General features: G+C 30.7%; 16 protein-coding genes and 1 rRNA gene. 3 read left to right on the top strand and 14 right to left on the bottom strand.

The genetic code is table 11. From position 1 onward, the window contains the following. Positions 1 to 60, bottom strand: a 16S ribosomal RNA gene (locus BN2665_RS02590); the annotation flags it as partial. Positions 61 to 1,070: 1,010 nt separating this feature from the next. Here BN2665_RS02590 and BN2665_RS02585 point away from each other — a divergent pair. Genes BN2665_RS02585 through BN2665_RS02575 form a run of 3 tightly spaced genes read left to right on the top strand, consistent with a single transcriptional unit; the run spans position 1,071 to position 3,052 of the window. Continuing rightward, positions 1,071 to 1,388 carry a PadR family transcriptional regulator gene (locus BN2665_RS02585; protein WP_055665553.1) on the top strand — a complete coding sequence of 106 codons (318 nt, stop codon included), beginning with the start codon at positions 1,071 to 1,073 and terminating at the stop codon, positions 1,386 to 1,388. Further along, positions 1,385 to 2,056: a DUF1700 domain-containing protein gene (locus tag BN2665_RS02580; protein WP_055665552.1), complete on the top strand. Its 672-nt coding sequence runs from the start codon at positions 1,385 to 1,387 to the stop codon at positions 2,054 to 2,056. The genes BN2665_RS02585 and BN2665_RS02580 overlap by 4 nt, the downstream gene beginning before the upstream one ends. A gap of 15 nt (positions 2,057 to 2,071) precedes the next feature. Continuing rightward, positions 2,072 to 3,052 (top strand): DUF4097 family beta strand repeat-containing protein, encoded by a 981-nt coding sequence (locus BN2665_RS02575; RefSeq protein WP_055665551.1) that lies wholly within the window; start codon positions 2,072 to 2,074, stop codon positions 3,050 to 3,052. 515 nt (positions 3,053 to 3,567) lie between these two features. Here the strand turns inward: BN2665_RS02575 and BN2665_RS02570 are convergent. From BN2665_RS02570 to BN2665_RS02510, 13 genes are all read right to left on the bottom strand, one after another. Beyond that, positions 3,568 to 4,794 carry an ABC transporter permease subunit gene (locus BN2665_RS02570; protein WP_055665550.1) on the bottom strand — a complete coding sequence of 409 codons (1,227 nt, stop codon included), beginning with the start codon at positions 4,792 to 4,794 and terminating at the stop codon, positions 3,568 to 3,570. Then, on the bottom strand, positions 4,794 to 5,705 hold the full coding sequence (locus BN2665_RS02565; protein WP_055665549.1) for an ABC transporter ATP-binding protein: 912 nt from the start codon (positions 5,703 to 5,705) through the stop codon (positions 4,794 to 4,796). Before BN2665_RS02565 ends, BN2665_RS02570 begins: the two co-directional genes overlap by 1 nt. A gap of 182 nt (positions 5,706 to 5,887) precedes the next feature. Beyond that, the gene (locus BN2665_RS02560) at positions 5,888 to 7,114 is read right to left on the bottom strand and encodes an ArnT family glycosyltransferase (RefSeq protein WP_055665548.1); all 1,227 of its coding nucleotides are present in this window, start codon (positions 7,112 to 7,114) and stop codon (positions 5,888 to 5,890) included. Between the two features lie 26 nt (positions 7,115 to 7,140). Then, on the bottom strand, positions 7,141 to 7,830 hold the full coding sequence (locus BN2665_RS02555; RefSeq protein WP_055665547.1) for a glycosyltransferase family 2 protein: 690 nt from the start codon (positions 7,828 to 7,830) through the stop codon (positions 7,141 to 7,143). Between the two features lie 311 nt (positions 7,831 to 8,141). Then, a complete protein-coding gene (tnpA, locus tag BN2665_RS02550; RefSeq protein WP_055665546.1) occupies positions 8,142 to 8,615 on the bottom strand; it encodes an IS200/IS605 family transposase in 474 nt (157 codons plus the stop codon). A gap of 191 nt (positions 8,616 to 8,806) precedes the next feature. Then, positions 8,807 to 9,067 carry a pro-sigmaK processing inhibitor BofA family protein gene (locus BN2665_RS02545; protein ID WP_055665545.1) on the bottom strand — a complete coding sequence of 87 codons (261 nt, stop codon included), beginning with the start codon at positions 9,065 to 9,067 and terminating at the stop codon, positions 8,807 to 8,809. A gap of 18 nt (positions 9,068 to 9,085) precedes the next feature. Beyond that, the gene (locus BN2665_RS02540) at positions 9,086 to 9,358 is read right to left on the bottom strand and encodes a DUF2508 family protein (protein WP_055665544.1); all 273 of its coding nucleotides are present in this window, start codon (positions 9,356 to 9,358) and stop codon (positions 9,086 to 9,088) included. A gap of 614 nt (positions 9,359 to 9,972) precedes the next feature. Next, on the bottom strand, positions 9,973 to 10,557 hold the full coding sequence (locus BN2665_RS02535) for a type III toxin-antitoxin system ToxN/AbiQ family toxin (protein ID WP_055665543.1): 585 nt from the start codon (positions 10,555 to 10,557) through the stop codon (positions 9,973 to 9,975). A 419-nt stretch (positions 10,558 to 10,976) separates the two neighbouring features. Beyond that, positions 10,977 to 13,418 carry an HD domain-containing protein gene (locus BN2665_RS02530; RefSeq protein ID WP_055665542.1) on the bottom strand — a complete coding sequence of 814 codons (2,442 nt, stop codon included), beginning with the start codon at positions 13,416 to 13,418 and terminating at the stop codon, positions 10,977 to 10,979. Between the two features lie 327 nt (positions 13,419 to 13,745). Next, entirely contained in the window at positions 13,746 to 18,260 is a 4,515-nt protein-coding gene (gene avs2 / locus BN2665_RS02525) for an AVAST type 2 anti-phage system protein Avs2 (RefSeq protein ID WP_055665541.1), read from the bottom strand. A gap of 270 nt (positions 18,261 to 18,530) precedes the next feature. Further along, on the bottom strand, positions 18,531 to 19,364 hold the full coding sequence (locus BN2665_RS02520) for a hypothetical protein (RefSeq protein ID WP_055665540.1): 834 nt from the start codon (positions 19,362 to 19,364) through the stop codon (positions 18,531 to 18,533). Positions 19,365 to 19,667: 303 nt separating this feature from the next. Beyond that, on the bottom strand, positions 19,668 to 21,440 hold the full coding sequence (locus tag BN2665_RS02515; protein ID WP_055665539.1) for a TnsD family Tn7-like transposition protein: 1,773 nt from the start codon (positions 21,438 to 21,440) through the stop codon (positions 19,668 to 19,670). Between the two features lie 5 nt (positions 21,441 to 21,445). Then, positions 21,446 to 23,089, bottom strand: coding sequence for an ATP-binding protein (locus BN2665_RS02510; protein ID WP_055665538.1), 1,644 nt, complete (start codon positions 23,087 to 23,089; stop codon positions 21,446 to 21,448). Between the last annotated feature and the right edge of the window lies 1 nt (position 23,090).

Below are 23,090 nucleotides of genomic sequence, written 5' to 3'. Positions count from 1 at the left end.
TTGCATGTGTTAGGCACGCCGCCAGCGTTCGTCCTGAGCCAGGATCAAACTCTCAATTTAAAATTTAAGTTTGATTGCTCATTTTGCTACGTTATTGCTTCACATTACGTCGTCAGCGTCGTCGCTGCGGTGCTCATGTATATCAAATACACTCTGCTCCTCACTCCTAGCTTCCTAGTACTGTTTTGCACTAACTTCGCAACTTACTTTAGTCTTATGATTTCTCATAAAGAATTGCTGGTTTCATGTTTATTTTCCTCTGTTTAATTTTCAAAGACCATGTCGCTTCATCTGAGCGACTTCTATATCTTATCATCTAAGTTTCTGCTTGTCAACAAGTTTTTTTAGATTTTTTTTATCTTTTTTAACTTGTTATTTTATCAGTGTACTTAAATGATTCGTTTCTGTGTCGCTTGCTTCAGGCGACTTGTATATATTATCACGGGTTCTTATTGAAAAAAATAATTTTAATCCCTAATTTTTTAATTTATTTTCATATATCTCTCTTTTTATATCTTTTTCTAACTTTTACTTAGATTGATACACTAGGACATGTATATGTTAAACACCATCATATAATTAGGGAATTTACAACATTTCTAGCTCTCAATCAATATTAAAGGTTTAGAGAGCCTTTTCTAAACACAACAATTTTCTTCGTACATCTTTATAAATCTTAAGAACTATTCTATTATTTAGCTTCAGCTTATTGCTCTGAAAAAACTTAAGCAAGAACTCTAATTATTCCCTTATAATATTTTAAATCATTTATAAACAATTCTAATACTTTTGAACCTGAACCTCCACATCTGTATTCTTTATTTCCTATGAGTATACCTATATAGCTTTCATATAAAGTTGAGGTTTATTTTCTGAACATATCCTAATTCAACATACATCTAATAGTTATTATTTATTATTTTATATAACTTAGTATCTTGCAATGTATAATACCATATGATATATTATAGTTAGAGTTTTAGATTATCTGAACTTTTCATGATATATAACATATTTTAACAACAATTGACCTATTACATATATTAAAATATAAATTAAGGGGTGATTAAATGAATGTACAACTAAAGAAGGGTGTTTTAGAACTCTGCGTTCTTTCTGTACTTTCAGAAAAAGATTGCTACGGTTATGAACTAGTAAATGAAATATCTAAAAATATTCAGATATCAGACGGAACTATATACCCTATTTTAAGGAGGTTAACCCAAGAAGGCTATTTTACCACGTACCTTCAGGAATCTCAGGAAGGTCCACCAAGAAAATATTATAAATTAACTGACCTCGGTCATGAGACCAAAAATAAATTAACAACAGAATGGTTTGACTTTGTTAAAGCAGTAAGTACCATTGTAAAGGAGGATAAGCAATGAGCCAAAATGAATTTCTAGAGATATTAGAAAAAAACCTTCAAGGTTTCTCTATAGATGAAAAAAGAGAAATTCTTTATGACTATGAAGAACATTTTACCTTAGGCAAAGAAAACGGCAAGACTGATGATGAAATAATTGAGGAGCTTGGAAATCCTTTAGATATAGCAACTCAATATAAAACTAATAAAATTACATTAATTAATGGAAATCAAAATAACAATTATCAAAGTAGCAATTCTAATGGAAGTAATAATGCACAAGGAGCAGGTTCTAGTAATAATGATAATTATCAATATTCATATACCCCAAATAAACCTAGCAACTGGCTGCTATTTTTACTTTTGCTTCCTTTTATAATTTTGCCTTCTATAGGAATTATAATAGCTTTCTATGCTACTATATTAGGTCTATTTGCAACATCCGTAGGCGTTGTAATAGCAGGGTTTGGACTATCTTTAGCAGGAATATTGGGTACTACAATCTTTGGTTTTCAAATAATATCTCTTCCAAATATATCAATGATACCCATGCCTGCATTTTTATTTGCCGGTATTGGTACCATGGCCTTAGGTGCACTATTTTTTATAGGAACTTTATATTTAATGAAATTTCTAAACTCAGGAACTTCAAAATACTTTTCTTGGATATCAAGTTTAACAAAGAGGTAGAAGGGAGGATATTAAGTGTTTAAGAATGATAAGTTTATTAAAAAAGCTGCTATATACCTTTTATGTATTGTTTTTGTATGTTATGGCATTACTGGCATGATTGTTAGTTCCTCTGGTTTTAGCTTTTATAATATGTTTAATGACTTCGATTCTAATGTAAATATTAATTGGGGAACCCATTGGAATAGCATCGCCTATAAATACTCATATGACGTAGATGACCAAAACTCCATACCAATATCTTCTATAAATAATATTAGGATTGATATGGTTAGTTCAGATATTAAAATATCAGTATCTAATGACGACAATGTGAAAGCAACATTAAAAGGCTATATAAAATCCAGCCAAGAAATAGCTGCCCCTAAATTAGATATGACAAAACAAGGAGACACCATATATATAAAGTCACCAAGCAGATCCTTTACAGGCTCTTACTCCTACTCAGAGAAGCTAAATCTAGAAGTATTTATACCTAAGAGCTATTCTAATAACTTGGATATAAAAACAACTTCTTCTGATATATCCATAAATACTTTAAATTTAAATACTCTTAATATAAGTACAATTTCCGGTACCATAAAAGCTGAAGAAGTTTCAGTTAAAAACTTTAAATCTAGCACTACTTCTGGGGATTTGACTATTAATACATTAAAAAGTACTAGCAATCAAATTAAAACTACTTCTGGAGAGACTAAAATTAACTCTATAGAAGGTAATTTATCCTTTAACTCCACTTCCGGAGATTTCTATTTATCCTATAAGGATATGCCTGCTGGAAATATCGATATAAGCTCTATATCTGGTGAAGTAGAACTCCATACCCCTAACAATGCAGAGTTTTTCGTTAACGCTTCCAGTACCTCTGGGGACGTAAAACTAAGTAAACCCATCATAGCAGAGGTTAAAAAAGAGCATCAGGTAAGAGGTGTAGTAGGTTCTGATAAATGTAGAATTAATATTAAGACTACTTCTGGAGATATAACAATAAAATAAAAATGCTACGTAGCTTAAGAAAAAAGCGACATTAGTCGCTTTTTTAATGCACATTTCACAGTTCACAATGCACAATTATTGAAACTTTTATTTATAATGGCCCATCTTCCCTCGGCATCACTTTAATCTTTTATCTTCATCCTTAGTAAATCCAAAATAAATATGAATAGTGGTAGCTATAAGTATTTGTGTCTGTATCACCTTTCCAAAGGAATTTAAAAAAATTAATAGAAAACTCTCTTAAGTATCCATACTAAAGAATTTATTTTACTATTTTTAAACCTAGATACAAAGCCTTTAAATTTTAGTTTTTCAAGCATAAAAAACATGCTTAAAATTAATACTATGAATATATTTATACTCCACTTTCCTACATTAGTAGCTACAACAAATAAGAGATTAATTCCTTCTTTTGAATAACCCTTTATATCAAAGTTCTTTAGTAATACTTTTATGTATTTTAGTGTAATAATTAAGTAGAAATAAAGGGAATGCCTACTAGCACTCCCTTAACTCTATATTAATATATCTTTTTTAGTAAATATTATGTGAGAGATTAAATAGCACACTACTGTCCAAGCAACTAAGACTATTATAGCATTGTTTGTAGTCATACTAGGATTCATAAAACTTCTAGCTTTACTACCCTCTAGTATCATTCCTACATCTCCATAAGAAGTAAATAAGTAATGAGCTATCTTTTTTAGAGAAGATATAGCATTAGTTAAAACAGTAACTGTTATTACTGATACTATGCCAAGAGCCATGGACACCATGCTACTTTTAAACAAAGTAGAAATTAAAAATGCAAAGGCGCTACAAGCAACTATAAATAGTATTTGTAACATAAACATTTGAAGCAAGTTTTGTCCTAAAGTAATAATTTTTGTACTATTCGCAACCTGAACTAAGTTAGGTAATCCCTCTGGGTTTAAATTTGCCATATCAAATTTATATAAAGTACCTGAGAAAACAGGATAGCTCATATTTCCAAAGCCTTTAGTTAACCCTATTACAGTAAAAAACAGCAACTCTGCAGATACTATAAGCACTACGGCAGCTAAAGTAACGGATATGAATTTAGAAAATAATACCTTTCCCCTTGAAACCGGCTGTATTAATAAGAATTTCAAGGTAGGTGGAGTACATTCTCCAGATACCATATCACATGCAAACACTAAAACACCTACCACTAAGAAAACAGTACCTAATATACTAAATAACACCATTATAAAGGTAGGGGCATCAAATTGATTATTATCCATAGGCTTAATATCATGCTTCTGTAAATATTGCAATCTTTCTAATTCTAACTTTTGACTTTCCTTAAATTCTTGTGGCATATTTCCGTCATTAAGTGACACTTCAGTATTTTTAATTCTTTCTTTAAGGTCTTCTCTCCAGTCTATCTGTCCACCTTTTTTAATTATCTCTTCATATCTGCTTATTTGTATATCTATCTGTTTTAATTCATCTTCTCTATTCTGTTTAAACTGCTCTAAGGTTTTTGGATCATTCTTAAGTTCTGTCTCCCTATCTGCAATGCTCCTTTGTATGTATTTTTTCTGCTCATTAAGCCTTGCTATCCTTTGTTCAGGTTTACTTTCTTTTATGGATCTTTCAGATTCTCTATTCATAGCAAAAGCTAAAACTCCCATAAGCAATAGAAAGCCTACGAATACTACCAAGGTTTTTTTCCTAAATAGCAGCTTTTTAGTTTCATTATATATCAAAGTAAACATTATCTTATTCCTCCTTCCACTAGTTCCATGTATCTTTGTTCTAATCCCTTATGTTTTCTATAAACCTCTTTAACCTTCACTCCAGATTTTATAAGCTCTTCTATAATCTCAGGCGAAGAATCCTCCTTAGCTATAGCTACATAATTATCCTCTTCTTTAAAAACATCATAAACGAAGTCCATAGACTTCAATACGGACTCACAGTCTTCTCCTTCTCTTGTTACTACCACCAAGGTCTCTCTCTCATTAGTTACTCCACCATCTATTATACTCTCTACTGACTTTATTACTCCTCCATTTATAAAGGCAACCTTATCGCACATTTGCTGAACTTCACTAAGAATGTGTGAAGATACAAATACGGAAGTATTTTTCTCCCTTGCTACCTTCTTCACTATAGCTCTAAAGTCTAGGATTCCGCTAGGATCTAAGCCGTTAGTAGGTTCGTCCAATATAAGAAGCTTAGGATTTGGAAGCAGAGCTGCAGCTAATCCTAACCTTTGTTTCATTCCAAGAGAATACTTTCTAACCTTATCATTTATCCTATCTTTCATCCCTACTAATTCTATAACATTGTCAACTTCACTTTTAGGTATTTTTCTAATCCTAGCTATCTGCATAAGATTCTCTCTTCCACTTAAATATCCATATAGTTCGGGATTTTCAACCACTGCTCCCACATAAGATAGAGCTGCTTCCCTCTCTTTATATAAATTATGACCCATAATGGAGATACTTCCCTTATCTGCATGAATAAGTCCTACTAGCATCCTAATAGTAGTGGTTTTTCCCGCTCCATTGGGACCTAGAAAACCAAAAATTTCGCCCTCTTCTACAGAGAAATTAACCCCTTTTATTATTTCTCTTTTTCCTAATTTTTTATATATATTTTTTACTTCTAACACTGTCATTAATTTTACCTCCCTTTTTATACGCAAACAGGTTAAGCCTATTTTTATTGAACCCAAAATTATTTTATCATCTATATTCAATTTTTTACCTTAACATTTTCTTAATAATAGATGAATATTTTCTTACTTATAATTAATATATCCCCAAAACTTGCTAAACCAAGCTTTAGGGATATAATTACTTACCCTCTTATAAATATTTTATTTATGTAATAAGCTGCAAAAATTATCATAGAAAACATTATAGGATAGGAGTATCTAGAAAATGCATAATAAGGTAAATGCATTAAAGTAAAGTATATAATTAAGAATATCAATAAGTATCCGTTGTTATTCTTTCTTTCATCTCTTATAAAAAGAAATATTCCAGCCAAAGCGATGAAAATTATAATTAAATGATATAATGTAACATACTTAAGTTTTATATCATAAATTTCCTTCCAATAAAAAGGAGTACCCCAGAGAAGAATAGTTTTATCTAAGGTATACCATTTTAAATATTTTAAAGGTTCTTTGGCACCATAGGTTTTTATCCTATATTTAGCTGTATCAATCTCAGTTTGATTATTTTGAATTTCATCCTCTGTAGTTATGTATTCAGTATGGTTTACGCTTTGATCATAATTTAAATAAGTTCCCTGGAGCATAGGATTTCCTGTAGATAAGGTAAAAGGAATGAATTTATCAAAAATCCTATAATTTCTTATCCACCAAGGGCTCATTATTACGGAAAACATAAATAAAGTTATTATAGAAAACTTAACCATACCACTTATTTTATATTTATATATGATCCACATAAATAACACCACTATTGGATAAGCAGCTATAGTAGGTCTAAATAGAGCTGTAATTCCCCATACCATCCCCCCTAATATATAATACCGTCCTTGCTTTTTTTCTATAGCTATCATAGATAGATAAATTAAAAGTAATACTAAAAACTTAAAAATACACTCTGTAAGTATGATATTAGGTACCCATAGCTCCGGTATATACGCCATATTTAAAAGTACCGCTATAATTGCAGTGCTCCTATTAAACAGCTTTTTAGCGATAAGATAAACCATGTATAAGGACAAAGTCTGAATAAATGCCTGAAAGATTCTGAAGGCTGCTATACCAGAAAACTTTCCAAATATAAATATAAAAAAAGATAAAATAAAAGACAAGCCTGGCATTATGTAAACTGTAGGTTTATCTATATTCTTATAGGAAAAAATGCCTCTATCTAATAAGTTCCAAGCCGTCCTTATATATTTGACATCATCATTATTCATAGTCTCTAAACTGCCTAATAGAGAAGAATCTCCATATTTAAATATGGTATATAAACAACCTAGAAAAAAGATGGTACAAGAAACTATGATAAAATAATCTTTTTTCTTCTTTTCATAAAAAGTAAACATGGCTATCCTCCTTATGTTTATTTACCTTAAAACTGCCTTGGTAGGAATATAGTGCAAAAGGTTACCTTAAGCATGTAATATACTGATTTTATGGGAGTTATGGAAGACTTTCCTGTAACTCTATAATTCATCTCTACAGGTATTTCGCAAATACATAAGCCATTCCTTAATGCATAAACTATGGTTTCTACTTCAGGATAATCTTTAGGATAGTATTCGCAAAACAACTTGATACCCTTCTTATTAACTGCCCTATAACCAGAGGTAGTATCATAATAACGCTCACCGCAAAGTAAGGATACAAGCTTAGAGAAAAAGCTAATACCTAATTTTCTAAAACTTCCTGGCTTATAGTCTGTATCCATAAGAAATCTAGAACCGATAACCATATCACACCCCTCTTCTACTAAAGGCCTTATTACTCTTTCTATATCCTTAGCGCTATGCTGTCCATCTCCGTCTATTTGTATGGCTATGTCATAATGATTCTTCAAAGCATATATGTAGCCTGTTTGAACAGCACCTCCAATACCTAAATTAAAAGGCAAATCAATAACCTTTGCTCCAGCTTTAAGAGCCTCCTCATAGGTTTTATCCTTAGACCCATCATTTATTACCACTATATCTATAAAGTCATAATTTAGTTTTATGGATTTCACTACATTATATATAGATTTTTCCTCATTAAAGGCCGGTATTATAACTAATATCTTCATATTTTCACCACTTTTAATTATTATTTTTTAGCTACGCCATTATTTTCCCTCAACCTTTACTTTTTATTCTCTTATATCTAGTAACACATTTTCGTAATGTACATATAATGAAATTAAGCATTATCTATTTCATTTTTTAATATTTTTCTAGTTTATTTTGAGTTTATCTTTACTCCCATCTATAGTCATGACCACCCGTAAAACGGGTGGCATGCTCTAGCCCTATAAGGGCATGATACTGGCCGTGTCTCAAGACACGCTGAATAGTCCGCCAACCGCATATTTTCTCAGGCTGCCCCTAAAGGGGCTGTTTATTTTTTGCCTTTATCTTCTGACTCACCCGTAAACGGGTCAATAAATTCCTTTAAACTTATTTGGTCAGCTGCTATATCTTCTTGTAGTTGGTTTTTTATATACTCTTGTATTGCCTTTTTATTTCTTCCTACTGTATCTACATAATACCCACGGCACCAAAACTGCCTGTTTCCGTACTTATATTTCAGATTTGCATGTCTATCAAATATCATAAGTGAACTTTTACCTTTCAAATATCCCATAAACTGCGACACACTTAACTTAGGTGGTATACTAACTAACATATGAATGTGATCTACACATGCATTTGCTTCTAGTATCTCCACACCTTTATGTTCACACAATTTCCTTAATATATGTCCTATATCCTTCTTTACCTTTCCATATATAACTTGCCTTCTATACTTTGGAGCAAATACTATATGATATTTGCAATTCCACTTACTATGTGATAAACTTTCTGTATCCATTTGGATAACCTCCTTTGTTCTTTGTTTGGTTGGCGAACCTAACTTTAGATTATCAAAGGAGGTTTATTTTTTCTACTCATAGCTATAAGCATTTTAGAACCACCGGTATAACCGGTGGTATTCGTAAAACAAAAAAATAGGCCAGCCTTTTATAGGCCAGCCTATTTTATATTTTTTAAACATATATATTTTTATAGAAACATTTTAAATACTATTAAGAATATAACTCCTGGTACTCCAAAAAATCCTGCGATAAGGGCAGTAACTGCATTAATGCCAATAGTCACTCCAAAAGTGCCCCCTACGAGATTAACTAGAAATAAAAGCACTGCTCCCAAAACTCCGTTTATTATTAGCTTCACTAAAACCTTAAGAGGCCATGAAAATAACTTTACCAATATGATTAATCCTATTAGGGCTATCAAAAAATAACCTGCTAACTCAATCCCCATTTTTTATACCTCCCTATCTCATGAGCACTGTAAATCTCTAAACAAATATTTAAAGTCAAGTTTTATACCTAATTTTTTAGCTTCCTTTAACAAATAGGCATATTTTGCCTTTATAGCTTCCTCTGAATATATAGCCATCTCTACCAGCTTAGGATCATTTACGCTATCAAAAAATTGTCGTATACGTTCTAGCTCTATTATAGTTTCGTCTATTGCTTTAATAATCTGTGCTTCTTCGTTGCTATAATCAATCTTTTTAATAATGTATTTTGCTAGAAACTCTTTATTCATACTATTCCTCCCATTTTATAAGCTCTTTAAATTATATCCATAAAACGGGAAAAATTATACTAATCAAAAAATATTTTATCAAAAATAAAAAAAAGTTATGTTACAAAAGTTGACTAAAAGCTTGAAATTTAGCCATTTGTTAATATTTGTTAATTTTCTATAAACACTCTAAATTTTATTTTTTCTAAAGAGACTTTCCATTTTATTTCTAAAATGGTATCTATAAAAGTAAATAATGTTCTGTTGTGAAGCAGTGGCAAGGACAAAGAAATAAGGGAAAAAGACTATTGATTTTCCTATTGCTTTTTCCCTTCTATTCTTTAATTATAAAGGCTTTCGCCTTATTTTTCTATTACTTTTCTAAATTATTTATCTATTGTTTCTTCCTTTTTTAGCCTAAATTCATAACATAACTTTATTTTCTCTAACAAAACTTTTTTTGCCGTGATAAATGTTTTTTTGTGTTAAACATAGTATAGGAATAAGTATTGTGGATTAAGGTATAATTATTATGTACTATAATCGATACTTTCACATAGATTATGCAATTAAGTCTGATTATACGAATACATTTTTTATTTATGAGATTAATTACCCTCTTGTCATTAAACAATCTACTTTTCTGCTGTTGCAACCGCCTCATCAAATGAATTTAATTGATATTCTTTACACTTTTGCTCCAGTACTTTGAAATTGCAGCACGACTCTACTATTCCTCTCATATAAGGTTTATTTTCATTAAATATTTTATATGTCTTTTCAGCTTTTTTTATTATTTTATCTCTATTATCTGAACAAAATATAATTTCTTTAATTAATAGATTTTTATAATTTTCTCCCTCTTCATCTTTAGCTATTTCTTCTAAATCAATTTTTTTAATTACATCTGGGAAAATAGGAATCATACAATTAAATTTAATGGTAGCTATTTTATCTGGAAATTTCTTTTCCTTTTCATTCTGTATTTTTTGCGTTTCTGTAAAGGTATTTGGAATTACAGTGGTAACTTCATTAGTTTTTCTTATCTTTGATGATAGTGGAACTAAATAATCCATATCATTTATTTTTAAAACGAATCCGACATAGGGCCTTGTCCTATCTTCAGGCTTATTAAATAGTACTTTCTCATCTCCATACTTTCTTAAGTAATTAATGTAATCATCTGAAACATTGTAGAATATAAGTTTCTCACTACTCATTTTTCATCCCCCATAAAAATAAAAGCAAGATAGTATCCTATCTTGCTTAATTTAACGTTCCCTACTTTAAGGCAAGGGATTTCCTAATTTAATGTTCCCTACTTCAAAGGCAAGGGGTTTCCTAATTTAACGTTCCTTACTTGATAGGCAAAGGATTTCCTAAAAAGATATAGAACAATCTACATCTTAATTTTATTATAAGATTATCTGCACTTAATGTCAACACACATATTAGAAATTTTTGTTTATTTGTGATATAGTTATATTATTACCAATATTGTATAAGGTAAAACAATACTATAAATTATATTCAATTTACAAATTAATTATTCTCTGTATTATCTGTTATGTAATATTTAGAATATATCATATATTTATTTTAAAGTACATTTTTTATGTGTAATAATAGAGATAAATGTTTATAAATAATTAGCTACAACTTGTTGGAATATCTCAATAAACTCTTGATTTATTGAAGAGTTTGTTTCTATAATTTCCTTTAGCAATTTGATTTCATCCTTTTCATTAAGCTGCTTAATCAAGTTATCTATAACAATTTTAGTAAAAATAATTTTAAAGTTTTCCCACTTATCATCACATATAATTTTATCCCTTGCTGCTGTCAAATTTAACTCACATTCGTTGTAAACATTCATATCATATTTAATTGGAAATGGCCATGACATTTTTCTATCATTTTTACTGCCCTGCTTCCACCAATCTCTTTCTAAAGCAAATAAACTATCATTAACACGTATACCATTAATGTAAACTTTCCCTTCAGTTTGAACTACATATGAATATGATGAATTAACATTAACTCCTTCCTCATCTACCTCAATTGAGTCTGTATACTTATTTATATGATTACTAGAAAGTTTTAAATTTACTTCTAAATCAAAATCTTCCCCTTTTACTTCAACATTATATCTTGATAGAATTTTCGATGATGTTAAAATACCGTTATCATGTAAAAGATATACTGTTACTTTTCCTTTAAGTCCACAGGGTTCATCTATATCAATTTCATAATTACGAATCGCATCATATTTATATGTATTACCTTTGTAATCAACTGCTATCTCATCTATGCTATGTATATCTTTACCATTAACATAAATTGGTACATCTATATACTTTATTAGATCTTTTATATATTTTTCGACTAAATTAAGATCATTTTTTAATTCAGATTTAAGTGTTAATTTTATAACTGTTCCTGGCTCCTTTTTATGTCCTTTTTTATACCAAAAGAATCCTGTTAATCCCTCTATTAACAATGAAATCGGATCAGAACAATCATATCTATCTATGACCCTACGAGTTTCAACATCAATTGAATCTGCAATCATAAATACCGACAATATACCTATGCCAAATTTAGATATTGATTTATAATCCTTTTTTAATTGAGCAATAGTTTTATAAAACTCTTCTGATTTATAGTAGGAACTGCCAACACTTGAAAAGTAGTTGGTGATAATGTATTCATCCATTCCCATACCATTATCTTCAATCTCTAAATAATTGTTATCTCCTTCACTATAAATTCTAATATCAATTTTGGGTTTATAATCTCTTTCCCATACCTCTTCGTGAAGTTTCCTTACATAGCACGTATCAACTGCATTTTGTATTAATTCCCTTATAGCTACTGATTCATCACCATAAAGGCTTGTTCCCATTAAAAGTTTTACAACTTGTTCTTGATTTAATGAAAAAGTCAAATCCTTATAATTATAAATAGGTTCTCCATCAAAATTTGTATCCCCCTTAACTTGACTAGTATCAACTTTAAGTGGTAATGCCATTAGATAAGTGTCTGTTAGACTATTTCTATACTGATCATGCATGTTATCTAAAACATTTTTGCAAGTAAATAACTCATAATCAATATACTTGCAGAACTCACGAATAGACTTTTCTATTGCTGGATGGGAGCATTTAGCAGAAAATGCAATCTTATTTTCCTCTATAATCCATGCATTAATTGATCTGTGCTTTTGCCATTCCTTTATACTTATTGGACTTTTTATTCCTAAATGATCATAAAGCACCTTTGGAGTTCTTTTCGCATCAAAATCTAATAAATCTGCTATCCTTAATATAATAGAAATAAATAGCGAGTTCACATATTCATTAGTGGCTACAAGACATGAAGTTTCTATATACGGAAGTTTAACCAGTTCTGTTATGTTCACATTATGACTTTCACAAATTGAAGCAAGCATTGGTCCAAACTTAAAGTCCCTATACATAAAGTTATGACTCCAAGCTTCTTTATCTATAATCTCCTTTATTATTTCTCTGGATTTTTTAGCATGAGACCTTCTAATATACTCGGTAATTCTATAATTGTTAAGTAATTCAGCTTGTCCATTCATAGATGCACCATCGCACTTTTTAATTTTCTCATCCAATTGGGGATTAGATTTGCAAAAAAGATCAAATTCTTGTTTTTCTTGAATCTCTTCGCATTTTAAATCATTGTTATCTATTAAACCTTTATATATCATAACTAGTCTTTCTGACGGCGCCATGCCTATATCGTGATAAAAAGCACTTAAAATTAAAAGGGCTAGTTCTAAAGGTTGCAGATTTTTCAATGTTGAATCTGGTATGAGTCTTGCCATATGTTGTAATACACGAAAAAGGTGTTTTTCATCGTGTAAAGTATATTCATCCATATGTCGAATAACCAATCTTGTGCGATCGCATGCATAGTCTACTGCATTAAACAATATAGTAAGTAGTTCATTTACTGCTAAATCATCTTGGGCTAATTCCCTCAATCTAATATATATTGGAGATTGTTCTAAAAGCAATTTAATATCCTGTTTCCAATCTTCTTTTACTTGCATCTCAATATTCCTCCTCTTTCATTTTTATTATATTAATCATTATAGAGTTAATTTTTGGAATAAGGTTTTTATTCTCTATACTATCAAATATGGAACAATAATAATTCGTTATTCTCTTTAGAGTTTGTTTAAGGTAGTGAAAAAGGCGACTAATAAACCATAGCCACCTCGCTCAATAAATCTTCCACTTAATTGGTAGGAACTCTCCAAAGACATTATATATTATACGTTTTTGCCATACAAGTAGTAATATATAAAGCAAGTTTTAATAATTTTTTTCTCATTCACCAGCTTAAGTATAAGTAGAATGAATATTTTTCATCTCAATTATGAATTTCTTGATTCCATCAATTCTTCATTTCTATGCCCTACTACATTGTTGCCATCAATCTTATAAATACCGCTTATCTCCAACCAGCCTGTAGTATTTGTATGCGATGAATTAATTATATTCTTTTCTCCTAACAGAGTCCATACAATACTTAAATCATTGTCATCAAGAAATTTTAAAAACTCTTCTTTGTTTATAAGCAAAGAACTTGGCCCCTCTTCGTCAATAGATGGGTCAAATGCTACAAGTTTGCCTTCTTTATTATAAAACTTATAATCCTTCCCATCCCACTCAAGTCCCATCATATCAACTATTGACTTTGAAGGTAATGTAATTGATATTGATTCATCAAGAGAGCAGTCATATACTCCTTTTTTACATAAATAGTCTATATTGGGAAGTAACACCTCACAAGGCAGCTCCATATTCCCATGGTCACACTCTTTAATCCAGTCAGAGTCTACTCCTACTCCATTCATATATGCAGGAGACCAATAAAATTCTCCTAAAAGCACATGAATTAATTCCCCAGATTCTGGCATCCACCTTCCCATAAAATTTTGCGTCTTACTCCATGCGTAAAATGTTTCTAAATCTCTTTTCCTAATAATATAACTCTTTACCATATACCATACTTCTTTAGTAGGAACTTCATATCTATCCTTTTCTACAGGGGTATCCTCCTCCCACTTACAGTAATTTTCTAAAGCCAGCCATTCTGATTTGTCAGAATTATGTTTTATATCTATAAGTTTTTTTACATCAGGTAAGTCAGATACCTCCTTGATCCAACTTTTATCCTGGCCAAATGCATCCCAATTATTATATTCTACAGGATTCCACCAGCATTTCTTCTCATAATTTCTATAAGTATTCTTTATTGTAATAGATGGATCAATATTTCTCATATATGAAAGTTGCCAAGGGCCTTCGTATTTACCTATTTCATCATCCCAGCTACCAATATAATTATAATTATCTGATAATCGCGCCAAGATTTCGTATAACGCAATCCACTGATACTTCTTGCCTATACGCTCTGGTTTATCAGCTTCACGACCACGGTATGTATACCTATCCATATTACTATCACAATACCTAAATCGTTCTATGCTCCATCCCAGCTCTAAAACCCTATTAAATATCCATCTTTGTATAAACTCTAAATCAAATTTCTTTCTTCTATCTTCAATTTCACCATTGAGATATTTAACTATGTATTCATTATAGATAGCTATCATATCAGAATCTAAACTTTCAAGGAATCTATTCTCTAATTCAGCACACTGTTCTTCTAACAGATTTTCATCTGTTTCTTCCTCATTTTCTTTATCTGATAGATACTCTCTCAATGAAGACAAGTTTATTTCTTCCCTAACCGAATAATATTCTTCCCACAATACTCTCTGCTCTTTATCCAAAGATAGCACGAATTCATTCAAAATCTCTTTTGATGTCTTCGGTTCTGGCTCATCCATTCTATTTGCTGACCAGCATGAACGATTTGAATTTGTACCTATAACATATCTTGCAAAATCACCATGACCTATTATTGAAGTATATAATGTGTTCATGGACCAGTCCTTATATTCTTTATGTTTGCTATCTACAAGCTCCTTAATCTGCTCTTTGGTAGGTATATCAAGATTAAAACTACTTTTATAAGGCGGCATTATTTTTGATATATCTATATCCCCTATTTTTACTTGTGTGAGAACAAACTCAATAATTCCTCTAGCATAGTCTCTTAATAAAACATTAGGATATATTTCACCTTCCTTATTAAAAATTAATTTATATACTGTTCTTGCAATCTCTATATTATAAGATATATTCTTACTTCTCAATGCACACCCGTATGCAGCACATAATAATCTTTCAGTAACATAAGGGTCATCAACATCAATGAATTTTTTTATAAGACTTATCATAACATTAACCCTTTCTGTAAGTATATTTACAAGAGCTTTTGTTGCATTATCCCTTAAATATCTATTTGAAGACGTTAGAAACCAAGTTAAGGTTATACTGATAAGTTCAATGACGTCATCGGTAATATATGATTTATCAGTATTAGATAATGCCCAGTCAATAATTCTATCAACGGAAGTTTTCTCTCCATACTGATAATGCAGATAAATGCTCCAAAATTCATCCCTATCCGGGAGCTTCATATTGATTAGTAATTTATGTAGCCTTTCTGCATTAAATGGGTGATCCTTATGGGAACTTACAAGCAGAATATTATTCAGGAACTGACTTCTTGTATCTTCCATAGGCATTATATATTCATTTATATACCGAACTGTAGCATCACTTATGAATTTAGGATCCCTCCAAACAAAACTGTTAAGAAATGCATCTTTAACTGAATCATATTCTTTACACTCTGGAACAAGTTCAAACAACTCTTTACCAATATTTTCTGGAAATTGAACAAAAAATGCTTCAATAATTCCCTTATATTTTCTACAGCTTCTGCTATCTTTCAAATATTTATTTAATAATTCTTCTATATAAATCTCTTGAGTTTTGTCTTTCTTCCATTTGCTTATGAGAAAGTCTGATATTATAAAGTCAGAAAATCTTTCAAAAGAAAATCTTACTACCTCTTCCCACTTACCATTTCTATTCAGCCTTCTATCTTCACTTATTAGTCCCTCACTAATTAAATGTCTATATAAAGAATTCTCATATCCATTACTTCTATATATTTCTTCAAGTAGATTCGTCATTATGTCCATACCTATATAGTAGCTATCTTGTGCAATCATTTCCTCGGCTATTTTAAAAACTGCCTTCTTTACTATATTAAGTTTAGGGTTTATGTTAAGAAATTCTTCACCTGATATTTTTTTATTAACAGATTCAATATAAAAGTTAAAAATATTATTAAGTCCTTCAATTCCTGGAGGTACTATATCCATACCATTATTCTTTATACTCTGGCAAAATAACTTTAGAAATAATGGGTTTCTAAATTCAGGCACTAATAGGGGTACAGAAGGTCTCCTTATTCCGTAATAATCAAAAAATTCATTGGCTGCATCGTATTCTATTGAGGCAAATCCATAATGTGTAACCTTTATAAGTTTGTCCTCATCCAAATACTCTGGTATTACTGATGTCTCATATGTACTTCTTACGCTAATAGCGATACTTAACCATTTATGCTTTTTGACCCTTTCAATTACCCCCGCTATATGGTTCTTCCAAAACCGTTTTCCTTCACCTTCATTTAATGCATCAATCATTATTAATACCTTACATTTCTTCGTTTCACCAATAGTATTAAGAATTGATAAAAACTCCTCTGCATTACATTTAACATCAAGTAACCTTAATATTTGCGACCATGGTTCTTTATTATAAAAATACCCACCTAATAATAGTATTGTTGGATACCCGCTGTCATTTCTCCTCCTAGCTATGTCAGAAAATAAATGCGTCTTACCGCACCCAGCATCTCCTAACACCAAAAGTGATCTTGCATTTGTAAGGTTTATGCTACACTCCTCCATATATTCAATTATTTCATATATGGATTTCCTTAACTTCTGTAAATAGTGGGTTTCCGAGCTATAATCATAAGCTCCATAATTATTAGTTTGTTGTTCAGATTGGCTTTTTTGCAGATATATTTGATGATTTAACTCATCTATATCCTTGGTGAAATCCTCCATCATAGTAACTATTGCTTGCCAATCAATAGGTTTATCTAGTACTAATCTTATATAATCTTTAAGCTGTTTAACTTGATTTATTTTTATACTTAATTCATTATACTTTTGTTCAGACACCCTTTTAATTTTTGCTTCACTGATTTTATTAAATGCTTTTATTATATTTCCACATAGCTTTTCAATACCACCTATAAATAGCATTGAGCAACACAGCGATTCAAAAGTCTTGCATATTGGAGTATTAACATTGAGTTTAGGAGTGTATCTCGCTCCTACATTTGCAATTGTAGTATCAAGCCTTGTTTTAAACCAATCAATATCATATAAATCCTTATTAAACCAAAATTGAAGTCTGCCCTTATGTTCATCTCTTGTTAGTCTTTCAAATATTTCAAATGTACCCCAGTATTCAAATTTTACTTCCATACCCTTTGCACTTGCTATTTCAGTCCATGTCCCAACTCTATCATTCCACTTATCCATAAACCATTTTTGCTTTTCAATCCGTGGATCTGCTCTATCTAATGGTATACAGATAATATATTTTGTTATATGCGGATGCTTGTTTAAAACAGTTTTAACTGAATCATCAAGCTCACTCCACTGTGACTTTTCAGGAGTTTTAGTAAAGAACTTTGCTTGCCATCCCCATTCTTCCCCACTACGTAGTTTCCAATAACACTCCACACCAGCATCAGGTGTTCCTTTTCTAACAAACTCTGCTCCTTCCGCCACATTCTCATATCTTGCCAGTTGACAGCAAAGTTCTTCAAATGCAGTTTGCTGTGAGCCATCCCATACCCTTAAAGAATTCCAATCAATAGACATATTAGTCCCCCTCATTCGTCCTTATAATTATTACCTATAATCCAAATAATTTATCTTTATCCATAGCAGTTACTACTAATACTTATATTATATCAAAACTATATTCCACGGAAAAAACAATATAATTTAAAAAGCTATCCCCAATAAGGTATCTCTATATAACCTCTTATTATTCATGTGTTTAGATAGCTTAACCTAGAACTATTAAGCTTAAAGAGGCTATTAGCTAAAATCGCTAACAGCCTCTTTACCAATTTGTTAAAAATATTTTTATATCTCTTCTTTAATTTCCAGTATAACTTTTTTCGCATTAGCCATTTTATTTATTGAGTCAAGTTTCTTTATTACGGCTTCAATATCCTCGAAATTATCTATAATATCTATTCTCCTTACAATGTTATTTAGAGTAGATAATATATCCTGCACAGTATTCAAATTACTTGAATCTTGAACCATATTTTTTTCACGATAATATGCAACATGAAAGAACTTTTTTTTCTGCTCCTCTTTTTTACCAAATGTTATTGTATCTACTTTCACATCTTTTATAAGTTCATATTTACCCATTGATCTTTCTTCAATTACTTCATTAATTATATCAACTAATTTTGACGCATCTTCAATAGTAATATTAAAATTATCGTAAGGAAGATTTTGTACAAACCCTTCTTTAATCATCTTTTCCTTAAGAATTGGATAAAGACTACTATATGCTGCTCCTTTATTAGAATTGTATTCCGATATTTGGATTACATTTTTATTCTTTATACCTGCAACATAGCATATCCTTTCAACCCCATCTAAAGTGGTAGCCTCACTAGAATATATATGAGCATTCCTGTAATCTACACAACTATCAACATTACTATCGTAAACTTTAGTAGTACCTAAACTGACGTACCCCTTTATATTTTTCAAAATGTTTGTGAATTCTTCTGGTATACTTGAGGATTTAACTATTTTTTCTTTAGCTGGTCCAGCATAGGACATTGAGCTGATTTTACTGTTAGACTTGTAAATTAGCACCTGATGACTTGCTAATAAGTCACTTTCACTTTCTGCACCTTCTTGTGTAAAAACTGTGTTTGTTGAATTTAATATCATATAAATTCCCCTCCGTGTCATATTCTTAATTCTACTATAAACCATTATATAGCCGTTGTCAATATATTTTATCTTAATTTATTACCGTTGTCATATTTACTTAAGTTGTTTTATCCCTAAATTTATAAAAAGACAGAAGCCACTAATCTTATTCTAATGGTATTACCTTACGTATATAAATCGTTAAAATGCAGGTCTTCTCTCAATAATCTGTCTAAAATAAAGATAAGTCGCTTTTATAGCAGCCTATCCCCTAATAACTCATATAATCTTATAATTATAAACTAGGTATCATAATAAAAACTATTCTCTAATAAAATTACTAGTATCTTTATAACGATGCATCATATCTGTGCTTAATCCTCTTTCATGAAATATTTTTTCTACGTCTTTCTTTATAGCACCAATATATCTTTCTTTAACACCTGCTGCCTCTAATAGTCTCCAATATGTTATCTCTTCCTGTACTTCTATCTTATCAATAGCCCTCTTTATTTTTCTAATTTGAAATTTTTCAATACTTTCCTCTACCGAATTAATGTATGCTTTAGTTAGTGGTAGTTTATCTTTCTTTTTTGAAAGCCATCCACTAATGCCCAACTTGCTACCAATGGTTGTCCAGCAAATTCTCTCTTTTTCTCCTTTTAATATCTCATCTACAATATTTATTACTTGAGGCAGCAATTCCATATCTCTTTTATCCCAATCAACTGGTTTGTGGCTCGATTTTATATCCGGAGAATTATTAATCATCCATTCCTTATCATGCCTTAAAAGCCATGTTCCTAATGTAACACTCATCAGTTTTAGTTCATTTCTGCTCTTATCTGGATTGTCTGCAATCAGCTTGAGCCATTTACTTCTGCATTCCTCTCTCTTTATCTTAAATTCTTCCGTATCTCTGTAGTTTTTGTTACCATATCTTTTTCCACCATTATATTTCCAAAATGGATCGATGCCCAACCTTTCAATGTGCTTCTTTATGGTTTTAGGGGTAGAGTTTAATTCTTTTGCAATTTGTCTTAAGCTCAATTTTTCCTCAATTAATTCTCTTAATCTATCCTCCCAAACCTTGAGATATAAATCCTTACTATTAATAGCAAGCACATCTTTATTGGTACTTCTTGTTTCTTCATTATACTTAAGTGATAATTCATTATTAAATAGTTCATACACTGGTATTTCTAAAAATCTTGCCAATATAAGATGCCTCAAAACATGACTTGGTTTTTCATTATCTCTAACCATATCAGCCAACCATTTGCATTCACCATTAATATTAAACTTATATTGCATAGCCTTAAGGAATTCTTCTCCATAATATTCTAATAAATCCTTTGAAAGTTTTTTCTGATGGATCATATTGTTTAACTTTGCATATCCTTTTTCTATAAGTTTGTCTCTGTACTTATTCTTAAAATGCCTTGGAGGATAGAAATTAAAATAATTATTTAGTAATACTTCAACATCTTGTGCCAAAAGTAATAGTTTGCTCATCATTTCATCTGAATATTTAGTTTCTGTACCTACTATACAATTTTCAGCTTTAGGCAGTTGAAATTTCTGTCTGTTATACCCTCTTACTAAAATCCTACTATTATAAGTAGGCACTTTATGCCTGGGACATACAAACACCCCAGCAGCTTGATGAACTCTATGCCAATATAATTCCCCATAAAGATTGAAGTCTTCTTTAATACATTCAGGGCAAAATCTATAATATTGGCTCAATGAAATTTGTGAAGTTATTACTCCTGCTCTAATGTATACATCACCTTCTCCTGTTTTCATAGAAGAAATAATCTGCTCTCCTCTTTTCTTCGTAATAAATGCCGAGTAATATGGAAATAAAGTATGATTATATATAAAATATTCTGAAGTGTATTTTGTACCAACAGGCATATTTTCAACAAGTTTATTTAGTTTTGTAGGAAATTCCATTACTGCTATAGCATTTCTTGTTCCAAATAAATCCTCCATATTATGAATGATTTTTATGTTTCCACTTCTAATGGAATATCTTGCTAATACACTGCTTAAGACTTCATCAGGGTATGGAACTGGGAAGAAATTCATATACATCACCCCTCATTAAAAATATCATCCTCAAACATTACAATATACTTTTTTTCCTTTAGAGCATCATAGGCACTAATACCAGCATCTTCTCCTAGCTGAACTATATATCTTATATCATCTGTATCAAGGTTTACTTTATTTTCTTTTTTCTTTTCTTTCGCTGTATCATTTAGTGAAGAAATAGCTTTTATTACTATTGTATTTACATCCACATAGGCCTCTTTATTATCAACATTATCAACAGCCTTTTGAGCCTTTTTTGCACTTATACCTAATTCAATAAGCTTTACTACAGCTTTCTCTCTTTTAGATTCAAGGTTATTATCTTTCTCATCTTGAACCTGACTTTTAATAGCTTTTTCCTTCAAGTTTAAGTCTATTGAATGTCTTGCTTTGCTCATATAATCACCAATAGTAATATTTGATAAACATATATCATCGTACTTGGCTATCTTCCTAATGTCCCCAGTCTTTAGCGCTTGCAGCATTGGCTGCACAAGTTTTAAACTTTCATTGGCTACCAGTTTAATTAAATTGATAGTTATTTCTTCCCTGCCTGATGTTATAGCCTTTATTTGAACCATTGCATATAGCTTTTTTAATATATCTATTATTCCTTGGCTCTCATCGTAAAAAGCATCACTTAATTCCTTCGTAAGTGATGTTTCTTTTCTTGTCCACTGATATTGCCAAATAGAATTAATAAGCAAATCCCAGGTTTTGTCATTTGGTATTTTGTCAATTACCAAATCTCCTTGACCTGCACCCCTGCGACTAATACGAAATTGGCTCTGCAGAGCAGCCATTCCATTCGGAGTACCTACCATAATTATTGGTACTCCCACTTGATTAACAAGAGTAACGAAAAAGTTTAACATTTTTTCGGTTCCCCCAGATTTACCAAGGCTTAAGTGTTGTATCTCATCAATAATAATACATCCTATGCTAGAATTTCTTACTATCTGCGTAATCATAGACATCATTACATTTGTAGATGGTCTTGAACTAATAACTTTCTTATGATAGTTAGTACCAAGTAACCTATCTACTTCGGAAAAAAATTCTATACAAATTCCTTTAACACTCCCATCGAAAGGACAGTTTAATTTTATCCATACAAGTTGATACATTGAAAATGCAATACCTTTATATGATGAATGAGATATTACTTGAGGATACATAGATAATATTCTCTCAAGAGAACTTGTTTTTCCCGAGCCAGAGATACCAATTAGTGTAAAACCACTAGCTGTTTGTTTCACTAGATTATTGCTTTCAAATCTTAAGTTGTTTGTTAAATCAAACTCTTTATTAAAGCCCTTTGCTAATTCAGCTCTAAATGGGTTTCTTATTATATAACCTTGTCTTAACGCACGGGATACTTTACTCTCTAAATCTATGTGAAAAGGTAATGGTTGAAAAACTTGAAATAGTCTTTGTATCAGATGAATTCTATAATGATTATCAAGTTTTCTCTCTTCATTGCTATATACTGGATAAACTGCAAGGTTTTCAACAACTTTCTGAACCTCATATATTGGAGGTAGCGCTTCTATTAAAGGGTTATTTTTATAGTCAGCTACTATTTGTTCTTTATAATCTGCAACTTCTGCCTCACATCCATTTGGAATTAATATTTTATCCATA

The organism is Desnuesiella massiliensis, from assembly GCF_001403615.1.
Taxonomy (GTDB): domain Bacteria; phylum Bacillota; class Clostridia; order Clostridiales; family Clostridiaceae; genus Desnuesiella; species Desnuesiella massiliensis.
The sequence above is the reverse complement of the archived record's forward strand: the minus strand, read 5'-3'. Positions and strand labels throughout refer to the sequence as shown.

What these genes read in the sequence shown, in the direction of transcription:
- BN2665_RS02585 (WP_055665553.1), top strand. Translation starts at nt 1,071, where the DNA reads ATGAATGTACAACTAAAGAAGGGTGTTTTAGAACTCTGCGTTCTTTCT.
- BN2665_RS02580 (WP_055665552.1), top strand. Translation starts at nt 1,385, where the DNA reads ATGAGCCAAAATGAATTTCTAGAGATATTAGAAAAAAACCTTCAAGGT.
- BN2665_RS02570 (WP_055665550.1), bottom strand. Translation starts at nt 4,794, where the DNA reads ATGTTTACTTTGATATATAATGAAACTAAAAAGCTGCTATTTAGGAAA.
- BN2665_RS02565 (WP_055665549.1), bottom strand. Translation starts at nt 5,705, where the DNA reads ATGACAGTGTTAGAAGTAAAAAATATATATAAAAAATTAGGAAAAAGA.
- BN2665_RS02560 (WP_055665548.1), bottom strand. Translation starts at nt 7,114, where the DNA reads ATGTTTACTTTTTATGAAAAGAAGAAAAAAGATTATTTTATCATAGTT.
- BN2665_RS02555 (WP_055665547.1), bottom strand. Translation starts at nt 7,830, where the DNA reads ATGAAGATATTAGTTATAATACCGGCCTTTAATGAGGAAAAATCTATA.
- tnpA (WP_055665546.1), bottom strand. Translation starts at nt 8,615, where the DNA reads ATGGATACAGAAAGTTTATCACATAGTAAGTGGAATTGCAAATATCAT.
- BN2665_RS02545 (WP_055665545.1), bottom strand. Translation starts at nt 9,067, where the DNA reads ATGGGGATTGAGTTAGCAGGTTATTTTTTGATAGCCCTAATAGGATTA.
- BN2665_RS02540 (WP_055665544.1), bottom strand. Translation starts at nt 9,358, where the DNA reads ATGAATAAAGAGTTTCTAGCAAAATACATTATTAAAAAGATTGATTAT.
- BN2665_RS02535 (WP_055665543.1), bottom strand. Translation starts at nt 10,557, where the DNA reads ATGAGTAGTGAGAAACTTATATTCTACAATGTTTCAGATGATTACATT.
- BN2665_RS02530 (WP_055665542.1), bottom strand. Translation starts at nt 13,418, where the DNA reads ATGCAAGTAAAAGAAGATTGGAAACAGGATATTAAATTGCTTTTAGAA.
- avs2 (WP_055665541.1), bottom strand. Translation starts at nt 18,260, where the DNA reads ATGTCTATTGATTGGAATTCTTTAAGGGTATGGGATGGCTCACAGCAA.
- BN2665_RS02520 (WP_055665540.1), bottom strand. Translation starts at nt 19,364, where the DNA reads ATGATATTAAATTCAACAAACACAGTTTTTACACAAGAAGGTGCAGAA.
- BN2665_RS02515 (WP_055665539.1), bottom strand. Translation starts at nt 21,440, where the DNA reads ATGAATTTCTTCCCAGTTCCATACCCTGATGAAGTCTTAAGCAGTGTA.
- BN2665_RS02510 (WP_055665538.1), bottom strand. Translation starts at nt 23,089, where the DNA reads ATGGATAAAATATTAATTCCAAATGGATGTGAGGCAGAAGTTGCAGAT.